A 16,846-nucleotide genomic window follows, 5' to 3' on the forward strand; every position below is an offset into this window, starting at 1 on the left:
TCAGGCATTTTTAATTTTTGAGTGAGTACTCTGTATTGAAAGAAGAAAATAATAATCGGTCATTTTTTATTGTCATTTTTATTTTTATTCTAATGATGGGAGAGTTCCGTATATTTTCTGGAATTTCAGGCATGGTTAGCTTTACTGTGCTAGAGCTTGCTATTTACTTTGGATTTGCTCATGTTTTTTTATCTTTAGTTGCAAATCCATTAGTAATACCAGCCTGGAGGGATGCATTTTTTGAATCAAAATGGGTGATGCTTTACGCTTTACTTGCTGGAATAGGATCTGCGCTGGCGTTTGTTACTGGAGCAGCATCGGGCCTTCAGGCATTTAAAGATGTGTTACCTGCTTGTTTGCTTGTGCCATTGGTCTTGTTTCTTACTGATACTAAGAAACAATTATGGATTTTATTTTTGTTGCTTATTGTGCTTGGTTTGTTGAGTGCGGCAATGGGTATTATGCAGGGCCTTGTGGGCTGGCCCTACATTTTTGACGTAGATGTAGGTACTCTGGGAAAAATGGCGCTTGATGGGTCTGTATTAAAGTCGAATGTTGCTATCGGTTTTTTTAGGCATCCCAATGGTTTAGGGCTGTATCTGGTTTTCCCTGTTGTAGGTCTTTTTATGCTGGCGCTTTATGTGCGTTCTATTTTATTTAAAGCATTGTGTGTTATTGGCTTATTTCTGATGTTTACTGCCTTTTATTATGCTCAAACAAAAGGTGCATTTATATGGAGCTTAGTGGGGATCGCTTGTAGTCTGGCATATTTATGTATTGGAAAAAATGCTGGGCGTTTTATTATTGTCTTATTCCCTTTGCTTATTTTTTCTATAGTCAGTTTTTCTTTATCTTCGACCGAGCATACTTTATCAACGATGCAGACTCGTTATCAATTATGGCAATCAGCAATTCATGTGTTTTTAAACTCAGATTTCAAATTTTTTACCGGTTCATTACAGTTTGAAATGTTAAGGGCTAGTGATTATTATACTTTTGGTAAATTTATCTATCCTAATGCTCATAATACTTACTTAAATATAGTGATTAATTACGGTATTTTTTCATTGTTCGCATTTGTTTTTTTATTCAGTCATATTATTTTAGAAAAAATAAGTAATACTGAAGATAAGGAATTAAAATATATTGTTTGTGCGATAAAAGGCGGTATTGTTGGTTTGCTTGGGATTTATTTTTTCGAGCCGGCTGCTGCTGGTGTGCTCATTCAAGCACAATTTTTTGCATTGGTTGCAATCATATATAAAGCTAGAAGTATCATTAGGAATGAAAAATGAGGGATGTTGCATATTATAGAACGACGATGCCGTTTGTTTCTGAGTCATTTATTCTAGAGCAAGCTCATTCACTGCATAATTATAATGCTTTATTTGTATGCAGGGATTTAAAAGCACCTATTGAAGCTGATGTAGTTACTATTGATGCACTACATAAATATGAACGAATGAAGTTTACTTTGTTGCGGCAGTCTGCGGTGATTAAGCAGGGTTTAATTCAACATAAACCTGCAATAATTCACGCTCATTTTTTGCCTGATGCCGTTATGATTGCACCGATAGCAAAGAAACTTAATATTCCATTGATTGCAACAAGCCATGGCTTTGATACACAGATGAGCCGTTGGTCTTTGTTTAAAACACGTAAGCCTACAAATTGGCAATATTTATTGAATGAAAGAAGCTTGTATAAAAATGCAGATGCTTTTATTGCGGTATCCCAGTATATGCGGCAAAGAATGATTGAGCGCGGTATTGCGGATAGCAAAATATTTACACATTATATTGGTGTAGATACTGAAAAATTCCAGCCATTAATGCATCAGGGAAAATTTATTCTGAATGTTTCCAGGCATGTCAAAGTAAAAGGAATTGATGTGCTGCTAAGAGCTTTTGCTAAAGTGGCTGCTATTTTTGATTGGCAGCTGGTGCAAGTGGGGGCTGGCACAGAAACTTTACAATTAATGGCTTTGGCTAAGGAATTAGGTATTGAGCAACGAGTTACATGGTTGGGTGCCCAACCACATGCCGATGTTAAGCGCCTAATGCAGGAGTGCGCATGCTATGTGCAAGCGAGCATGCCAGATAAAAATGGACAAACCGAAGCTTTTGGTATTGTTCTATTAGAAGCCGCCGCTTCGGGCGTACCTGTTATTGCTAGTCGAAGTGGCGGGATGCCTGAAGCGTTAATAGATCAAGAAACTGGTTTTTTATTTGAGCCAGGTAATGTGGATAATCTGGCTGAAAAATTAGATTTTGTATTAGGGCAGACAAGTGAATGGCGTAATCGCATGGGTAAAGCGGGCAGAGATTTTGCACTGAGTTTAGATATTCGTAAGCAAGCTATGCTTTTGGAGAATATATATGACCAAATTATTGACCGCCATGCGAATTGCTAGGACCTTGTTGCTGGCAATGTTGACTGTTTGTTGCTTACAGTCTGCAGTTGCCGTTGATGAGCCATTAATGTTAAGAAAAAGTAATTCTGATTCTTTAATGGCAATACCAAAAACGAATATAGCTTCACGTTTTCAGCAGGAAATTACCGCTAGTTATTTTGGAGTGCATGTTCACCGGCCTGATTTGAATAAGGCATGGCCTATCTCGGGTATAAGTAGTTGGCGTCTTTGGGATCTTTATGTTGGCTGGAAAGATATTGAGCCTAGTGAGGGGCAATATAATTTTGCGAAGTTAGATGCAATTGTTGAATACAGCCAGAAAAACAATATTCGATTGCTTCTTCCATTAGGTGTAACACCTGTGTGGGCATCAAGCCGCCCTCAAGAAAAATGCGCTTATGGTTTAGGTTGTGCTGCCGAGCCTGCGAATATGGCTCATTGGCGCAGCTATGTTAGAAAAGTTGCGACTCGTTATAATAATGTTATTTATAATTATGAAATATTAAACGAGGTTAATTTAAAACCATTCTGGTCGGGAAAATGGGAAGCTCTGCTTGAGATGCAGAAAATTGCGTATATTGAATTAAAAGCAGTTAACCCAAAAAATCGTCTAGTTGCTCCGAGTATGACGGGTAATTCAGAAAATGAATTAGCAAAATGGGATAGATATCTTGCGATGGGGGGGGGTAAGTATTCAGATATACTTGCTTATCATTTTTATGTCCCTAAGTCAGAGCCTGAAGCGGCCTATGGTTTGGGTGAGAGGCTTTACCAAATTATGGGCAAAAATAGGCAGGCTCATAAGCCGCTCTGGAATACAGAATCAGGCTGGTTGATTGAAAATCTATCGGGACCTGAAATTAGTAAAAATTATAGTAATGAATGGCGTAGATTAAATCAAAGCCAAGCGGTTGCTTATGTTTTACGTGCAAATATTCTTGCTCTAATTCAGGGGGTAGGTGAGTCTTATTGGTATTCTTATGACCATGGGGAAATGGGTTTAGCTGAGCCAAAGAGTAAACATAAAAAAGCTGCTGCATTTGCTTATCAGAATTTTGCATCTCAGTTAATTGGCAGTACACCCCGAGGGTGTCAAATTGATGGATTGGTTGTCTGGATTTGTAAATTTACAGATCGCCAGAATGCGGCACAGTATTTTGTGTGGACGACCAGTGATGAAGTAACAAAAATTGCTCGGTCAAAAATCGGGAACATTAGCAAGGTAATCTCTTTCCCAATGGGCAGGGCAGAAGATATTTATAGCGATGAAATAGCGATTGGTGCTGTTCCTGTTATTCTTAAATAACGCCTCTCATCTCTCTGGTTTTTAAACCACGGTTACTTATTACTAGCATATAAATATTGCATCAATTTATTTCATAAGTTGGAAAGCGAGTATATGGTTAAAACGATGTATTTTTCTCATACATCATTTGTATTAAACTGTGTAACGATAAATGCATTTGTTCAAAATTTTGTAAAGTTTTTTGCAGAAGCATGTTTTTGAGTTTTACGCAGTTAATTATTATTTACAGTAATCAGGGTGTGCATTTTTCTGATCTTTTTTGGAATTAGCTGGGTTGTTGATGGGCTTTGTCTTTGGAAAAATAGAGTTATTGTAGCTATTTTTAGCTTACGAAGCAGGCTTGTTACGTACCCTTGCGCTTGTATAATTAAAACATTTTAAGAAATAGAACTTCGCTTATTTCATTTTGAAATAGTGATTTTATTTTATTTATTTTTAAATTTGAAATCCACTATGACTAAAAATGAAGTTAATGCTTGTTATCAGCCTACTGTCCTTTTTGTGCAAAGGCGCTTGCCACATTATCGGCTGCCCTTTTTCGAGGCTTTACGCCAAGAGCTTGAGGAAAGAGGGTGCAGGCTAAGATTGCTGCATGGTATGCCAAATAAAGATGAGCTGAGCAAGAATGACTCGGGTGAATTGCCTTGGGCAGAAAAACTACCTACCCATTATTTGCTGGGTGGACGAATTTGCTGGCAGCCCTTTTTTGAGAAAATAAAAGATGCTGATTTAGTTATTTGCAGTCATGAAAATAAATTATTATTTAATTTAGTTGCGCAATATCTGTACCCGTCAATTAAAGTGGCATTGTTTGGGCATGGTGCTAATTTACAGGGAAACCCAGATAGCTGGAGCGAGAAAGTCAAGAGAGTGATTGCAAAGCGTGCGGATTGGTGGTTTGGTTATACCGCAATGAGCTTGCCCTTGATTAATCGTTTTGATTTTCCTGTTGATCGGGTGACGATAGCAAATAATTCTATTGATACCCATCAAATGGCTAAATTATTTGGTGAGATTGATGATAGTAAAAAAGATGTAATTAGGGATAAATTAAAAATTAGTAGTAAGAACGTAGGTGTTTTTATTGGTTCTTTTTATGAAGAAAAGCGCATCGAGTTTATGCTTGAGGCGATTATTAAAATAAAAAAATTAGTTCCTGATTTTGAAATGCTTATTGCTGGTAATGGTGTTCAGCGTAAGCTTATTGAAGATTTTTGCCGTGAGCATGATTGGGCTAAATATGTAGGCCTATGCAAAGGTAAAGAAAAAGTGGAGCTATTGTCTGTTTCTACAGTGATGATTAATCCTGGGTTGGTTGGTTTAGGGATTTTAGACTCGTTTGTTTGCGCTGTACCTATGATCACAACTGATTGCGGTGTTCATAGCCCCGAAATTGCATACTTGAAAAGCGGAATTAATGGTTTGCTGGTTGATTTTTCGCAAGATAAATATGCGACTGCTGTGATTGAATTAATGAATGATCAGGGTAAATTATCTGCCATGCAGCAAGCATGTTTAGAAAGTGCTAAGGAGTACAGTGTAGAGAATATGGCAAGAAACTTTGCAGAAGGCATTATAAAGTGTCTTGCCGAGCCAATATACCGGGGCAATCAATAATGAAACGGGTGTTAATTGTTCACAATGCTTATCAGCAAAAAGGTGGTGAAGATTCGGTTGTTGATAATGAAATTGCATTGTTAAAGAAACATGGTCATGAGGTTGAGCATTATTTTCGTCATAATGATGAAATTATTAATCAATCAAAACTGTCATTATTGAAGCAGACCGTGTGGTCTAAAAAAACATATACTGAATTCTCGCTTTTGCTTAAGAGAGTAAAGCCTGATGTTATTCATGTTCATAATACATTTCCACTGATTTCACCTTCTTTATATTGGGCGGCTCAGGCTCTAAATGTACCTCTGGTGCAGACATTACATAATTTCAGATTGCTGTGCCCTCAAGCCACTTTTTTGCGCGATGGCCGTGTTTGTGAAGATTGCGTTGGGCATGCAACGTGGCGTGGCATTATGCGTCGTTGCTATAGAGATTCTTTTGCTCAAAGTGCTGTTTTATCTGGCATGCTAACAATTCATCGCTCTGTGGGAACGTATAAAAATAAGATTAATCGCTATATTGCTTTAAATGAATTTTGTAAGAATAAATACATTCAGGGCGGGATTCCTGCGGATAAAATAATGATTAAGCCCAATTTTGCTGAAGATGTGGGGTGTGGAGCAGAGCAAAGAAGTGGTTTCTTATATGTAGGCCGTTTATCTCCGGAAAAAGGGGCTCGTATTTTTGCGACAGCCTTTAGTGCTGATCCACATGGGCATTTAGCGGTTGTTGGGGCTGGTGAAGAATCTGTTTATTTGACTGGAATTGCTCAGCTTGATTTATGTGGCGCCTTACCGCAGCAAGAGGTTCGAGCCTATATGCGCTCAAGCCTGGCCTTGGTTTTGCCAAGTATTTGTTATGAAAATATGCCGATGACTTTGGTTGAGGCTTATTCAAGTGGTCTGCCGGTTATCGCTAGTCGCTTGGGGCCATTATGTGATTTGGTTGAAGATGGAAAAACAGGGTTATTATTTAATGCTAGTGATGCTGATGATTTAGCAAAAAAAATGACTTGGGCTGTTAACAACCCTGAAGCGATGGCAGAAATGGGGCGTAATGCGCGTGAGAAGTATTTAGCAGAATATACCCCGGATAAAAATTATGAAATATTAATGAATATATATAATGAGGCGATAAATGCATGTCCGAGATAATTGATAAGCCATTAGTGGCGAGAAAAACAACCTCTGTTCTGGGCGCTTCTATTGATGTGCTGGATTGGGATACGGCTTTGCAGCGTATCAAGCGATGGAGCTCCAGAAGAGAATCCCGTTATATTTGCATATGTAATGCCCATTCTGTGGTGACTACTACAAATGACCCGGCTTTTTATGATGTGGTTAAAAATGCAGATATGGCAACCTCGGATGGTGCGCCCGTTGCCTGGTTAATGCGTAAAATGGGGTTTTATAATCAGCAGCGAATTAATGGCCCTGATTTAATGTGGAAATATTGCACAGAGGCAAATAAATCAGGGGATTGGCCTTCGATTTATTTGTATGGTAGCAGTGAAGATACATTACGTATTTTACTGCTTAAATTGAGCAGTAGTTTTCCTGCATTGAAAATAGTGGGTGCATATTCCCCCCCCTTTCGCGCTTTAGCTGAGCAAGAAGAGCAGGAAATTATTAGTAATATCAATGCATCTGGAGCAGGGGTTGTCTGGGTTAGCCTAGGTTGCCCAAAGCAAGAAAAATGGATGGCTGCGCATCGTGGCAAAATTAATGCGGTGATGATTGGTGTGGGGGCGGCATTTGATTATCACGCAGGCACGATTGTTCGTGCACCTTTGTGGATGCAGCATTCAGGATTGGAATGGTTGCATCGTCTATGCTCGGAGCCACGACGTCTTTGGAAACGCTATTTCGTAACAAATACCATTTTTGTTATTAAAGCGATTCGCCAGCTTACTCATAAAAATTAATTTATTAAGTGGGAGTGTTTTTACAATGAAAATTACCGTGATTGGTTCTGGCTACGTAGGTTTGGTTACTGGCACATGCTTGGCGGAGTATGGCAATGATGTGTTATGCCTAGATGTAGATGCAAATAAAATCCGTATTTTGCAGGAAGGTGGCGTGCCGATTTTTGAGCCCGGCCTTGAGGAAATGATTAAGCGTAATGTGGCTGCAGGTCGTTTACGCTTTACAACGGATGTTAAAGAATCGGTAGAGCATGGCACGATTCAGTTTATTGCAGTGGGCACACCGCCCGATGAAGATGGCTCGGCAGATTTGAAGTATGTGGTGGCTGCAGCACGCAGTATTGGCCGCCATATGAATGGCTATAAGGTGATTGTGGATAAGTCCACTGTGCCGGTGGGCACTGGGGATAAGGTTCGCGCGGCCATTACGGATGAGTTGCAGCAGCGCAACGAGCAAACGAGTTTTGCGATTGTTTCTAATCCGGAGTTCTTGAAAGAAGGCGCTGCGATTGAAGACTTTATGCGTCCGGATCGGATTGTGATTGGCACGGATGATGATACGGCCAAAGATTTGATGAGCTCTTTATACGCGCCGTTTGTGCGTAATCATGATCGTATTTTATTTATGGATGTGCGCTCTGCCGAAATGACGAAATATGCGGCTAATGCCATGCTGGCTACGCGTATTTCGTTTATGAATGAATTGGCTAATTTATCAGAGGTAATGGGCGCAGATATTGAGCTAGTGCGTAAAGGGATTGGCTCTGATCCACGTATCGGCTATCACTTTTTATACCCTGGTGTGGGGTATGGTGGCTCATGCTTTCCTAAAGATGTGCAAGCTTTGCAGCGCACGGCTGAAGAGCATGGCATTAGCTTAAAAGTGCTGGATGCCGTTGAAAAAGCAAATCATGCGCAGAAATCGGTGCTGGTGGATAAAATTGTTAAGCGCTTTGGTGATAATTTAAAAGGTAAGCATTTCGCTTTATGGGGTTTGGCATTTAAACCCAATACAGATGATATGCGCGATGCGCCAAGCCGTGTAATTATTGAGTATTTGCTGAATCAGGGGGCGACGGTGGCTGCGCATGATCCGGTTGCAATTCACGAAGCACAGCGGGTGATGCCAGATTGGAAAGGTTTAAGCTATGGCGATAGCCCAAATGCGGTATTGCCTGATGCAGATGCTTTGATTATTGTCACCGAATGGAAAGCATTCCGCAGTCCTGATTTTACGGATATGAATAAACAGCTTAAAAATCCATTGATTTTTGATGGTCGCAATTTATTTGATCCAAAGCGCATGCAAAAAGAGGGCTTTGAGTATTACCCAATTGGCCGTCAGCAAGTCAGTCTTTAAGTTATTTTGCGGCGCGAGTCGCCGCAAAATTATATTGAAATAACAATTAATGGATAGTTCATGTCAATTACTCCGGTGATTCTTTGTGGTGGTTCGGGTAGCCGTATGTGGCCGCTGTCTCGTGGTGGTTACCCTAAGCAATTTTTAAAATTGCATGGTGATCAAAGCTTGCTGCAGCAAACGGCAACACGCTTGCAGGGAATGGCAGATGTAGCCGCGCCTTTATTAATCAGCAATCAGGAGCATCGCTTTTTGGTGGCCGAGCAATTGCGTGCGGTGGGCATGAGCGATTCCCGCGTGGTTTTAGAGCCGATGGGTCGTAATACTGCACCGGCTGTGGCGGCTGCGGCTTTGATTGCGCTGGAAGACAACCCGGATGCCATGCTGCTGGTGCTGCCATCAGATCATGTGATTCAGTTTGGCGATGTGTTTCAAGCCTTGGTGGCACAGGCGGCAAGTGTTGCCGCAACAGGTAAGTTAGTTACCTTTGGGATTACGCCTACTGAGCCGCAAACGGGCTATGGCTATATTCGCCGTGGCGATAGCCTATCTGGCGATGCCTATGCAGTTGCTGCTTTTGTAGAAAAACCGAATGCTGAGCGTGCGGCAGAGTTTTTAGCTTCGGGTGATTATTACTGGAATAGCGGCATGTTTATGTTCCGCGCCGATGCGTATGTAGCGGAAATGGCGGCTTATCAGCCTGTGATGTTGGCTGCGGTGCAGGCTGCGGTTACTAAAGGCGTGCGTGATTTAGACTTCTTGCGCTTAGATAGCGATGCTTTTGCTGCATGTGAATCAGATTCGATTGATTATGCAGTGATGGAAAAAACCGCGCATGCGGCGGTGATTGCTGCGGCGGGCTTAGGCTGGAGTGATATTGGCTCTTGGTCAGCACTCCGTGATGTAACGCCACAAGATGAAGCGGGCAATAGCGTGCTGGGCGATGTGATGCTTGATCGCGTATCAGGCAGCTATATTCGCAGCGAAACCCGCATGATTGCGGCGATTGGCGTGCAGGATCTGGTGATTGTAGAGACGGCCGATGCGATTCTGGTGGCGCATAAAGATCATGTGCAGGATGTGAAAAAGATTGTTGAGCGTTTAAATAGTGCCGGCCGATCAGAATCGGTTACGCATCGCCGCGTGTATCGCCCTTGGGGTAGCTATGAAGGCATCGATGCCGGTTCGCGCTTCCAGGTGAAGCGGATTGTGGTTAATCCAGGCGCGTCGCTGAGCTTGCAAATGCATTACCACCGTGCCGAGCATTGGATTGTGGTGAAAGGTACAGCCAAGGTGGTGAATGGGGATCAAGAGATTCTCTTGTCAGAAAACCAATCGACTTATATCCCGCTTGGTACGACGCATCGCTTAGAAAACCCGGGCAAGATGCCGCTAGAGCTAATCGAAGTGCAATCGGGCTCCTACCTGGGTGAGGACGATATCGTGCGCTTTGAAGATGTGTATGGCCGAACCAAATAAGGCGCTGCCGTTTCCAGCGTTTTTACAGGTGGTTGAGCGCGCGCCTTTGATATCTATCGATTTGATTGTGCAAAACTCAGCAGGCGATGTCCTGCTGGGGTGGCGCACAAACCAGCCCGCCTGCGATCACTGGTTTGTGCCGGGCGGACGGGTGCAAAAAAATGAAACGCTGGATGCTGCTTTTTTACGCCTGACTAAAGCCGAATTAGGCGTGGCTTTGGCGCGCTCTTCGGCGCAGTGGCTGGGCGTTTACGAGCACTTTTATGATAGTAATGCCGGGCGTGTGGAAGGTTTTGGCACGCATTATGTGGTGCTTGCCTACACGCTACAGCTTGATGAATCCGATATGGCCCTGCCGCTGGGTGAGCAGCATTCCCAGTATCGCTGGGCTAGCAGGGCAGAAATCGTACAAGACGCTGCCGTACACCTTCATTCCCGAGCTTATTTCGAGTAAACCAATGACTAAATTAACGTGTTTCAAAGCCTACGATATCCGCGGCCAGCTTGGCACTGAGCTCAATACCGATATCGCTTATCGTATTGGCCGCGCTTATGGCCAACTGCTCAAACCTAAACGTATTGCACTGGGTGGCGATGTTCGTTTGACCAGTGAAGAGCTAAAGCAAGCGTTGGCTAATGGCCTGATGGATGCCGGTAGCGATGTGATTGATTTAGGCATGACCGGTACCGAAGAAGTTTATTTTGCTGCGTTTCATCTGGATGTGGATGGCGGGATTGAAGTGACAGCCAGCCATAATCCGCTGGATTACAACGGCATGAAGCTGGTGAAGCGCGGTGCAGTGCCGATTAGCGGCGATACTGGCCTGCGTGATATTCAGCTCTTGGCTGAATCGGCTGATTTTGCACCGATTGCTCAGCGCGGCAGCAGCAGCTCGCTGTCTATTCTAGATGCCTATATCGAGCATCTGATGGGTTATGTGAATCTATCTGCCTTGCGCCCATTAAAAATTGTTTTGAATTCAGGTAATGGCGCAGCAGGCCATGTGGTGGATGCACTGGAGGCTAAATTTAAAGCGGCCCAAGTACCGGTTGAGTTTATTAAAGTGCACAACCAGCCGGATGGCACTTTCCCACATGGTATCCCTAACCCGCTTTTGCCAGAAAACCGTGCAGATACAGCCAATGCAGTCATTGCAAATGGGGCTGATTTGGGAATTGCTTGGGATGGTGATTTTGATCGTTGCTTCTTGTTTGACGAGCGCGGCGATTTTATCGAGGGTTATTACATCGTTGGCCTTTTGGCAGAAGCCTTCTTGCAAAAGAACCCTGGGCAAAAAATCATTCATGATCCGCGTTTAACTTGGAATACCGTCGATGTGGTGCAAGCTGCGGGCGGGGTAGCGATCCAAAGTAAAACCGGCCATGCCTTTATTAAAGAGCGGATGCGCTTGGAGGACGCGGTGTATGGTGGCGAAATGAGCGCTCATCATTACTTCCGCGATTTTGCCTATTGCGATAGCGGCATGATTCCGTGGCTATTGGTGATTGAGCTGATGAGTCGTCGCGAGCAAAAATTGTCCGCCATGGTGGAGCAGCGCATTGCGGCTTATCCATCGTCGGGCGAGATTAATCGCAAGCTGGTTGATGCTAAAGCAGCGATTGCTCGTGTTTGTGCGGCTTATCAGAGCGATGCTTTAATTGTAGATACGACCGATGGCATTAGCATGGAGTACGCCGATTGGCGCTTTAATCTGCGCTCGAGCAATACCGAGCCAGTGGTGCGTTTAAATGTGGAGTCGCGTGCGGATATGGCTTTAATGCAAAAGCATACTGAGGCGATTTTGCAGTTATTAGATGCGTAAATATGCATTGGAATAAGTAGTGAAAAACGCCTCTGATGGGGCGTTTTTTATGGCTTGATGAGGGGCGAGATAAATTTTTGCCTAAAAAAACGCCCCATAGATCATGGGGCGTTTTGCATGGCTTAAAGCTGATTAAGCTGTTTTACGACGACGAGCAAGCAGGGCAACCAGACCCAGACCCATCAGCGCGTAGGTTTCTGGCTCTGGAACCGGTGCTGCGTTCATTGTCAGTGTACCCGTACCTTTGTAGCCTGCCGTTGCAAGGCCAGCAAAGCTGATTAAGTACTTGCCTGCAGCTAAGGTAAACGGTGCTGCGTGCTCATTAATTTCTTTCACACCAGCGGCGTCACTTAGCGAGCCTTTGCCACCCAAAGAAATTGGGGTGTTTGGGTTGCTTAGCGAAGTAAGCGTGCCATTAAGGTAGCTAATTGTTGAGCTGTTAGCGATCGTTTGACGTACTGTCCACCAGCTATTTAACACTGATTGTTCAGCCAGTTCAAAAGTGAATGTTTTGTTCACACTACCTTTTACTTGAAAAGCAGATGAGGCATCACCATCACTATCGAAGTCAATTTGTACAGGTATAACGGCAGCCTGAGATAAACCTGCAGCTACAAAGAAAGTAGAGACTAGCAGTGTTTTAAGTAGTTTCATTTAGAATCCTTTTACATATTTGCAATGGATTGTTTAATACGGACGTAAGATATGTTGCAGTTATTGATTATACCTATTTAATTTTTGTTTTAGTGCAATTGCTGTTAATTATTTATTATTAATAAGCGTGCCATTTGTTTATTCGTATATAATTGTTTTCTAATTTTTAATGGTAATTATTTATATCTTTATTATTTACATGTCATTGCGTAAATAGGTGTGGTAATTGAATTGGCTTATTTATATATAAATGTAAATAAGCCAAAACAAGGGTAACTACACTCATTTGCTTTTGGGGTATTTTGAGTGCCAGCAAAAAACACTCTTCTCGAAGGGAGAGGTGATAAGCGCTTTAAGTTTTACGATGGCGCCAAAGCCGTGCAACTAACTCTGAGCGCATTGGTCTCTCTCTGGTACAGGCAGGCATCCAGTGCCTACATAGACTGACTCAGCACTAACTACAACGCCAGCTGCAAGTAAGTGGCTTGATATATCTCTTTCGTCGCTATGCAGCCTGATGATCGTGGCACGGGGGAATCCAGTAGCTCAGAATCGTGACGTAGCCAGCTGTGTTTGATATTGATAGATTTTATGAAAATATTTTTTAATCAGCGTGGGTAAATAAAAAGCATAGGTTGTTTTGTTTTTAATATTTTTATAATTTTATTAAGATGATGTGTTTTATTTTTAAATTTTTTTTTTAATTTCGTAATTTTTTTCTTATGAAGGTATCCTGATTTTTTGTTTTTAATTTTAATTAAAAAGCGTGCTATTATTTTAATTGTTATTTTCGTTGGGTGTAAGTTTAAGGGGGTGCCGCTTAATTGGCTTAATTGATTCACTTTGATTTTTTCTCGCTCAGGTAAATAGCGGGCCTTGGCTTATGCCGAGTACCTTGCTCATGCCAGAGCCCAAGAGAATCAGCCCGCTTTTGCGGCACACTTATTACTTAAATTTATGTTTTGTTTATTTGATTGATTGTTTAAGATTGATCCTTTAGGTAGCCAAGATTCAAAATGTCCCAATATCCTCGTCCTTCATTTGAACAAAAAATCTGCCCACCAGAGCAATTAGCCGCTCGATTAGCAGGTTTGCCGCGTCCGCTGGTGTTTACCAATGGCTGCTTTGATATTTTGCATCGTGGCCACGTTACATGCTTGGCACAGGCTCGTGCTCTGGGTGCTGGCTTGATCGTGGCGATTAATACCGATGCGTCGGTAAAGCGCCTTGGCAAGGGCGATGACAGGCCAGTGAATCATACCGAGCAGCGTGCTGCCGTGCTGGCTGCGCTGGAGTGTGTGAGTCTGGTAACGTGGTTTGATGCCGATACCCCGCTGGATCTTATTTTGGCCGTGCGCCCGGATGTGCTGGTCAAAGGTGGCGATTGGGTGCCCGAGCAGATTGTGGGCAGCCAGCAGGTGCTGGAATGGGGCGGCAGTGTGCATTCTATTCCCTTCTTATTTGCGACTTCCACCACCGAAACGATTAAGCGGATACGCCAAAGCTCATGAGCACACGTAATAATTTATTGATTGATTTTGTAAATGAGCTGGGTGGGCAAGGTTATTTGCACCCGCAGTTTTTTGCCCAGCTAGGGATGGTTTTATTTGCGCTGGCGTTCGCCTGGTGGGTGAATCGCAGCGTAAAGCGCAGAGTGAGCCCGGATCAGAACAGCTGGCACTGGCGTATGGGGGGCGAGGGTTTATTGCGGGCTTTTTTCCCTTTAAATGCTTACTTACTGGTTATTTTATCTGGGGTGATACTTAAAATATGGTTTGTGCCGCCTTTTAAATTGATTGCCTTGGCGAGCGTGCTTTTGCTGGCTATGGCCAATATTCGTATTTTGGTTTATGTGATTCGCCGTGTTTTTGATGGCGCATCATGGGTGATGCGTTGGGAGAAATATATCGCAGGGGCAATTTGGTTTGTCTATGCCCTGCATGTATTGGGCATCTTGCCCGAAGTGGCTGAAATGCTCGACAGCATTAGCCTTCCTATTGGTAAGGCGCATATCTCTGTTTTAACGATCGGGCAAGGCTTGTTATCTGTGGCCGCTACTTTGCTGATTGCGATGTGGATGGGCAGAGAGCTGGAAAGACGCTTAATGAGCAGCCAGATAATGGACATGAATGTCCGGGTGGTGTTGTCTAAAATTTCCAGCGTTTTACTGCTGATTTTTGCTATTGTGATTGCCCTGCCACTTGTGGGTATTGATTTAACCGTGCTCTCGGTTTTTGGTGGTGCGGTAGGTGTGGGTTTGGGTTTTGGCTTACAGAAAATTGCATCTAATTATTTATCGGGCTTTATTATTTTGCTGGATCGCTCAATCAAAATTGGCGATTTAGTTCAAATTGATAATCGACTAGGTACCATTAGCAGTATTACGGCGCGGTATGTGGTTTTAAAATCTGCAGATGGCACTGAGGCCTTAGTGCCTAATGACACGTTGATTACCTCGACGGTGGTGAATCAATCGTATAACGATAAATCCATTTGGACTTCCTTACCGATTCAAGTGGCTTACGGGACTGATTTAGATTTTGTTTTAGAATTATTACGTTCGACCACGGAGGGTGAGGCGCGAATTTTAAGCACGCCAGCCCCTGGCGCTTTTGTTTCCGCCTTTGCAGATAATGGTATTAATTTAGTGTTGGGCTTTTGGCTGGCCGATCCTGAAAATGGTCAGCTTTCTCTGCGATCTAGTCTAAATCTAAAGATCTGGCGCTTGTTTCAAGAGCACAATATTGAAATTCCTTACCCTAGACGTGAAGTCACCTTGCTTAACGCTGCGGCATTAAAGCCGCCACTTGATGCTGCTTGATGGGCAAGTCTTGCGTAAAATCAGTGCTTACAAAAAATAAAACAGGCTACTGGCCTGTGTGGAGATAAGAAAATGACTTGGCTAAATGGGCTGATTGATCTGCCTTGGTGGGGTTACATCGCAGTGATGCTGGTACTGACGCATATTACTATTGCTTCAGTTACCATTTTTTTGCACCGCCATCAGGCACATCGTGCGCTGGATTTGCACGCGATTCCTAGTCATTTCTTTCGTTTCTGGCTCTGGTTAACGACCGGTCAGATTACTAAAGAATGGGCTTCTATTCACCGCAAACACCATGCTAAGTGTGAAACGGCAGAAGACCCGCACAGCCCGCAAGTTTATGGGATTAAAAAGGTATTCTGGGAAGGCTATGAGTTGTATCGCGCAGAAGCTGCGAATAAAGAAACCATGCAAAAGTATGGCCACGGCACGCCTGATGATTTTTTAGAACGTCATCTCTATAGCAAGCACAACACCCTTGGCCCTGTTGTGATGCTGCTGATTGATCTTTGCCTGTTTGGCGCAAATGGGATCTGGATTTGGGCCGTGCAAATGATGTGGATCCCGATTACCGCTGCAGGCATTATTAATGGTATTGGTCATTATTGGGGCTACCGTAATTTTGAATGTGAAGATGCTTCAACCAATATTGTTCCTTGGGGAATTATGATTGGTGGTGAAGAGCTGCATAATAATCACCACACTTTTGGCACATCGGCCAAGTTGTCTTATAAATGGTTTGAGTTTGATATTGGCTGGATGTATATCCGCATTATCGAAATGCTTGGTCTTGCCAAAGTGCGCAAAATTGCACCTAAGATGACGCTTTCAGCTGCGGCGAAGCGCGAGCTGGATGAAGCCTCTTTGCAAGCAATTATTGCTAATCGCTACGCGATTGCTGCCAATTACGCACGTACTTTAAAAGATACCGTGGGTGAAGAAGTTGAACGGATGCGTAGCTCGGCCAAACTGCCACAGATCGATTTTGATCCGGTGCGGCAGATGAAAATCTGGCTCAAGCAAGATGCTAAAGACACGCCGGAGCAAGATCAGCAAATTCTGGCCAAAGTGTTGGCTGAAAGCACGGTGCTGGAGCAGATTTATCAAATGCGCCAGGAGTTGACGCGTTTATGGGAGCGCTCTACCTTATCCCGCCCAGAGCTGGTGAAGCTGCTACAAGATTGGTGTAACCGAGCAGAAGCCAGCGGAATTGCAGCACTGCAAGACTTCTCATTCCGACTGCGTACCGTAGTTTGATGGTATAAAAAAGGCGAACGACAGTTCGCCTTTTTTGTGTTTTCTATATACTTGAAAAGCTTAAAAAAAGATCTGTAGACACAGAGAAAGTGCAAAGAATACAGAGCACACAGAGAAAAAATTCATAGTTAAATAAGATTGTTTAACAGGGTTTAAAAATGCATTGAATTTGCAGCTGAATTCAAAGCA

At 43.1% G+C, this 16,846-nt stretch carries 15 protein-coding genes; 13 read left to right on the forward strand and 2 right to left on the reverse strand.

What is annotated here, in order from left to right; genetic code table 11:
- The first annotated feature begins 35 nt into the window (after positions 1 to 35).
- The 10 genes from VN23_RS20510 (at position 36) to cpsG (ending at position 11,922) form a co-directional block, all read left to right on the forward strand.
- Positions 36 to 1,295: an O-antigen ligase family protein gene (locus VN23_RS20510; protein ID WP_046350419.1), complete on the forward strand. Its 1,260-nt coding sequence runs from the start codon at positions 36 to 38 to the stop codon at positions 1,293 to 1,295.
- Positions 1,292 to 2,413, forward strand: a complete 1,122-nt coding sequence (locus VN23_RS20515) for a glycosyltransferase (protein WP_046350418.1) — start codon at positions 1,292 to 1,294, stop codon at positions 2,411 to 2,413. The genes VN23_RS20510 and VN23_RS20515 overlap by 4 nt, the downstream gene beginning before the upstream one ends.
- The gene (locus VN23_RS20520) at positions 2,379 to 3,719 is read left to right on the forward strand and encodes a cellulase family glycosylhydrolase (RefSeq protein ID WP_046350417.1); all 1,341 of its coding nucleotides are present in this window, start codon (positions 2,379 to 2,381) and stop codon (positions 3,717 to 3,719) included. Before VN23_RS20515 ends, VN23_RS20520 begins: the two co-directional genes overlap by 35 nt.
- 453 nt (positions 3,720 to 4,172) lie before the next feature.
- Entirely contained in the window at positions 4,173 to 5,336 is a 1,164-nt protein-coding gene (locus tag VN23_RS20525; protein WP_046350599.1) for a glycosyltransferase family 4 protein, read from the forward strand.
- Positions 5,336 to 6,490: a glycosyltransferase family 4 protein gene (locus VN23_RS20530; RefSeq protein WP_046350416.1), complete on the forward strand. Its 1,155-nt coding sequence runs from the start codon at positions 5,336 to 5,338 to the stop codon at positions 6,488 to 6,490. Before VN23_RS20525 ends, VN23_RS20530 begins: the two co-directional genes overlap by 1 nt.
- Positions 6,478 to 7,260 (forward strand): WecB/TagA/CpsF family glycosyltransferase, encoded by a 783-nt coding sequence (locus VN23_RS20535; RefSeq protein ID WP_046350415.1) that lies wholly within the window; start codon positions 6,478 to 6,480, stop codon positions 7,258 to 7,260. Before VN23_RS20530 ends, VN23_RS20535 begins: the two co-directional genes overlap by 13 nt.
- Positions 7,261 to 7,285: 25 nt before the next feature.
- Positions 7,286 to 8,620 carry a UDP-glucose dehydrogenase family protein gene (locus VN23_RS20540; RefSeq protein WP_046350414.1) on the forward strand — a complete coding sequence of 445 codons (1,335 nt, stop codon included), beginning with the start codon at positions 7,286 to 7,288 and terminating at the stop codon, positions 8,618 to 8,620.
- Positions 8,621 to 8,680: 60 nt separating this feature from the next.
- Complete coding sequence (locus VN23_RS20545) at positions 8,681 to 10,099, forward strand: mannose-1-phosphate guanylyltransferase/mannose-6-phosphate isomerase (RefSeq protein WP_046350413.1); 1,419 nt, start codon at positions 8,681 to 8,683, stop codon at positions 10,097 to 10,099.
- On the forward strand, positions 10,083 to 10,553 hold the full coding sequence (locus VN23_RS20550; RefSeq protein ID WP_046350412.1) for a GDP-mannose mannosyl hydrolase: 471 nt from the start codon (positions 10,083 to 10,085) through the stop codon (positions 10,551 to 10,553). Before VN23_RS20545 ends, VN23_RS20550 begins: the two co-directional genes overlap by 17 nt.
- A gap of 4 nt (positions 10,554 to 10,557) precedes the next feature.
- Complete coding sequence (gene cpsG, locus VN23_RS20555) at positions 10,558 to 11,922, forward strand: phosphomannomutase CpsG (protein ID WP_046350411.1); 1,365 nt, start codon at positions 10,558 to 10,560, stop codon at positions 11,920 to 11,922.
- 132 nt (positions 11,923 to 12,054) lie between these two features.
- Here cpsG and VN23_RS20560 read toward each other — a convergent pair whose 3' ends face one another.
- Together VN23_RS20560 and VN23_RS20565 are read right to left on the reverse strand one after the other, a co-directional pair.
- Positions 12,055 to 12,576 carry an FxDxF family PEP-CTERM protein gene (locus VN23_RS20560; RefSeq protein WP_046350410.1) on the reverse strand — a complete coding sequence of 174 codons (522 nt, stop codon included), beginning with the start codon at positions 12,574 to 12,576 and terminating at the stop codon, positions 12,055 to 12,057.
- Between the two features lie 608 nt (positions 12,577 to 13,184).
- On the reverse strand, positions 13,185 to 13,418 hold the full coding sequence (locus tag VN23_RS20565) for a hypothetical protein (RefSeq protein WP_046350409.1): 234 nt from the start codon (positions 13,416 to 13,418) through the stop codon (positions 13,185 to 13,187).
- A gap of 174 nt (positions 13,419 to 13,592) precedes the next feature.
- On the opposite strand from VN23_RS20565, the gene rfaE2 reads away from it, so the two are divergent.
- From rfaE2 to VN23_RS20580, 3 genes are all read left to right on the forward strand, one after another.
- A complete protein-coding gene (gene rfaE2 / locus VN23_RS20570; RefSeq protein WP_046350408.1) occupies positions 13,593 to 14,087 on the forward strand; it encodes a D-glycero-beta-D-manno-heptose 1-phosphate adenylyltransferase in 495 nt (164 codons plus the stop codon).
- Positions 14,084 to 15,397: a mechanosensitive ion channel family protein gene (locus tag VN23_RS20575; RefSeq protein WP_052746411.1), complete on the forward strand. Its 1,314-nt coding sequence runs from the start codon at positions 14,084 to 14,086 to the stop codon at positions 15,395 to 15,397. The genes rfaE2 and VN23_RS20575 overlap by 4 nt, the downstream gene beginning before the upstream one ends.
- Positions 15,398 to 15,469: 72 nt before the next feature.
- On the forward strand, positions 15,470 to 16,657 hold the full coding sequence (locus VN23_RS20580; RefSeq protein WP_046350407.1) for a DesA family fatty acid desaturase: 1,188 nt from the start codon (positions 15,470 to 15,472) through the stop codon (positions 16,655 to 16,657).
- Positions 16,658 to 16,846: the final 189 nt, after the last annotated feature.

This window comes from Janthinobacterium sp. B9-8 (assembly GCF_000969645.2).
Lineage (GTDB): Bacteria > Pseudomonadota > Gammaproteobacteria > Burkholderiales > Chitinibacteraceae > Iodobacter.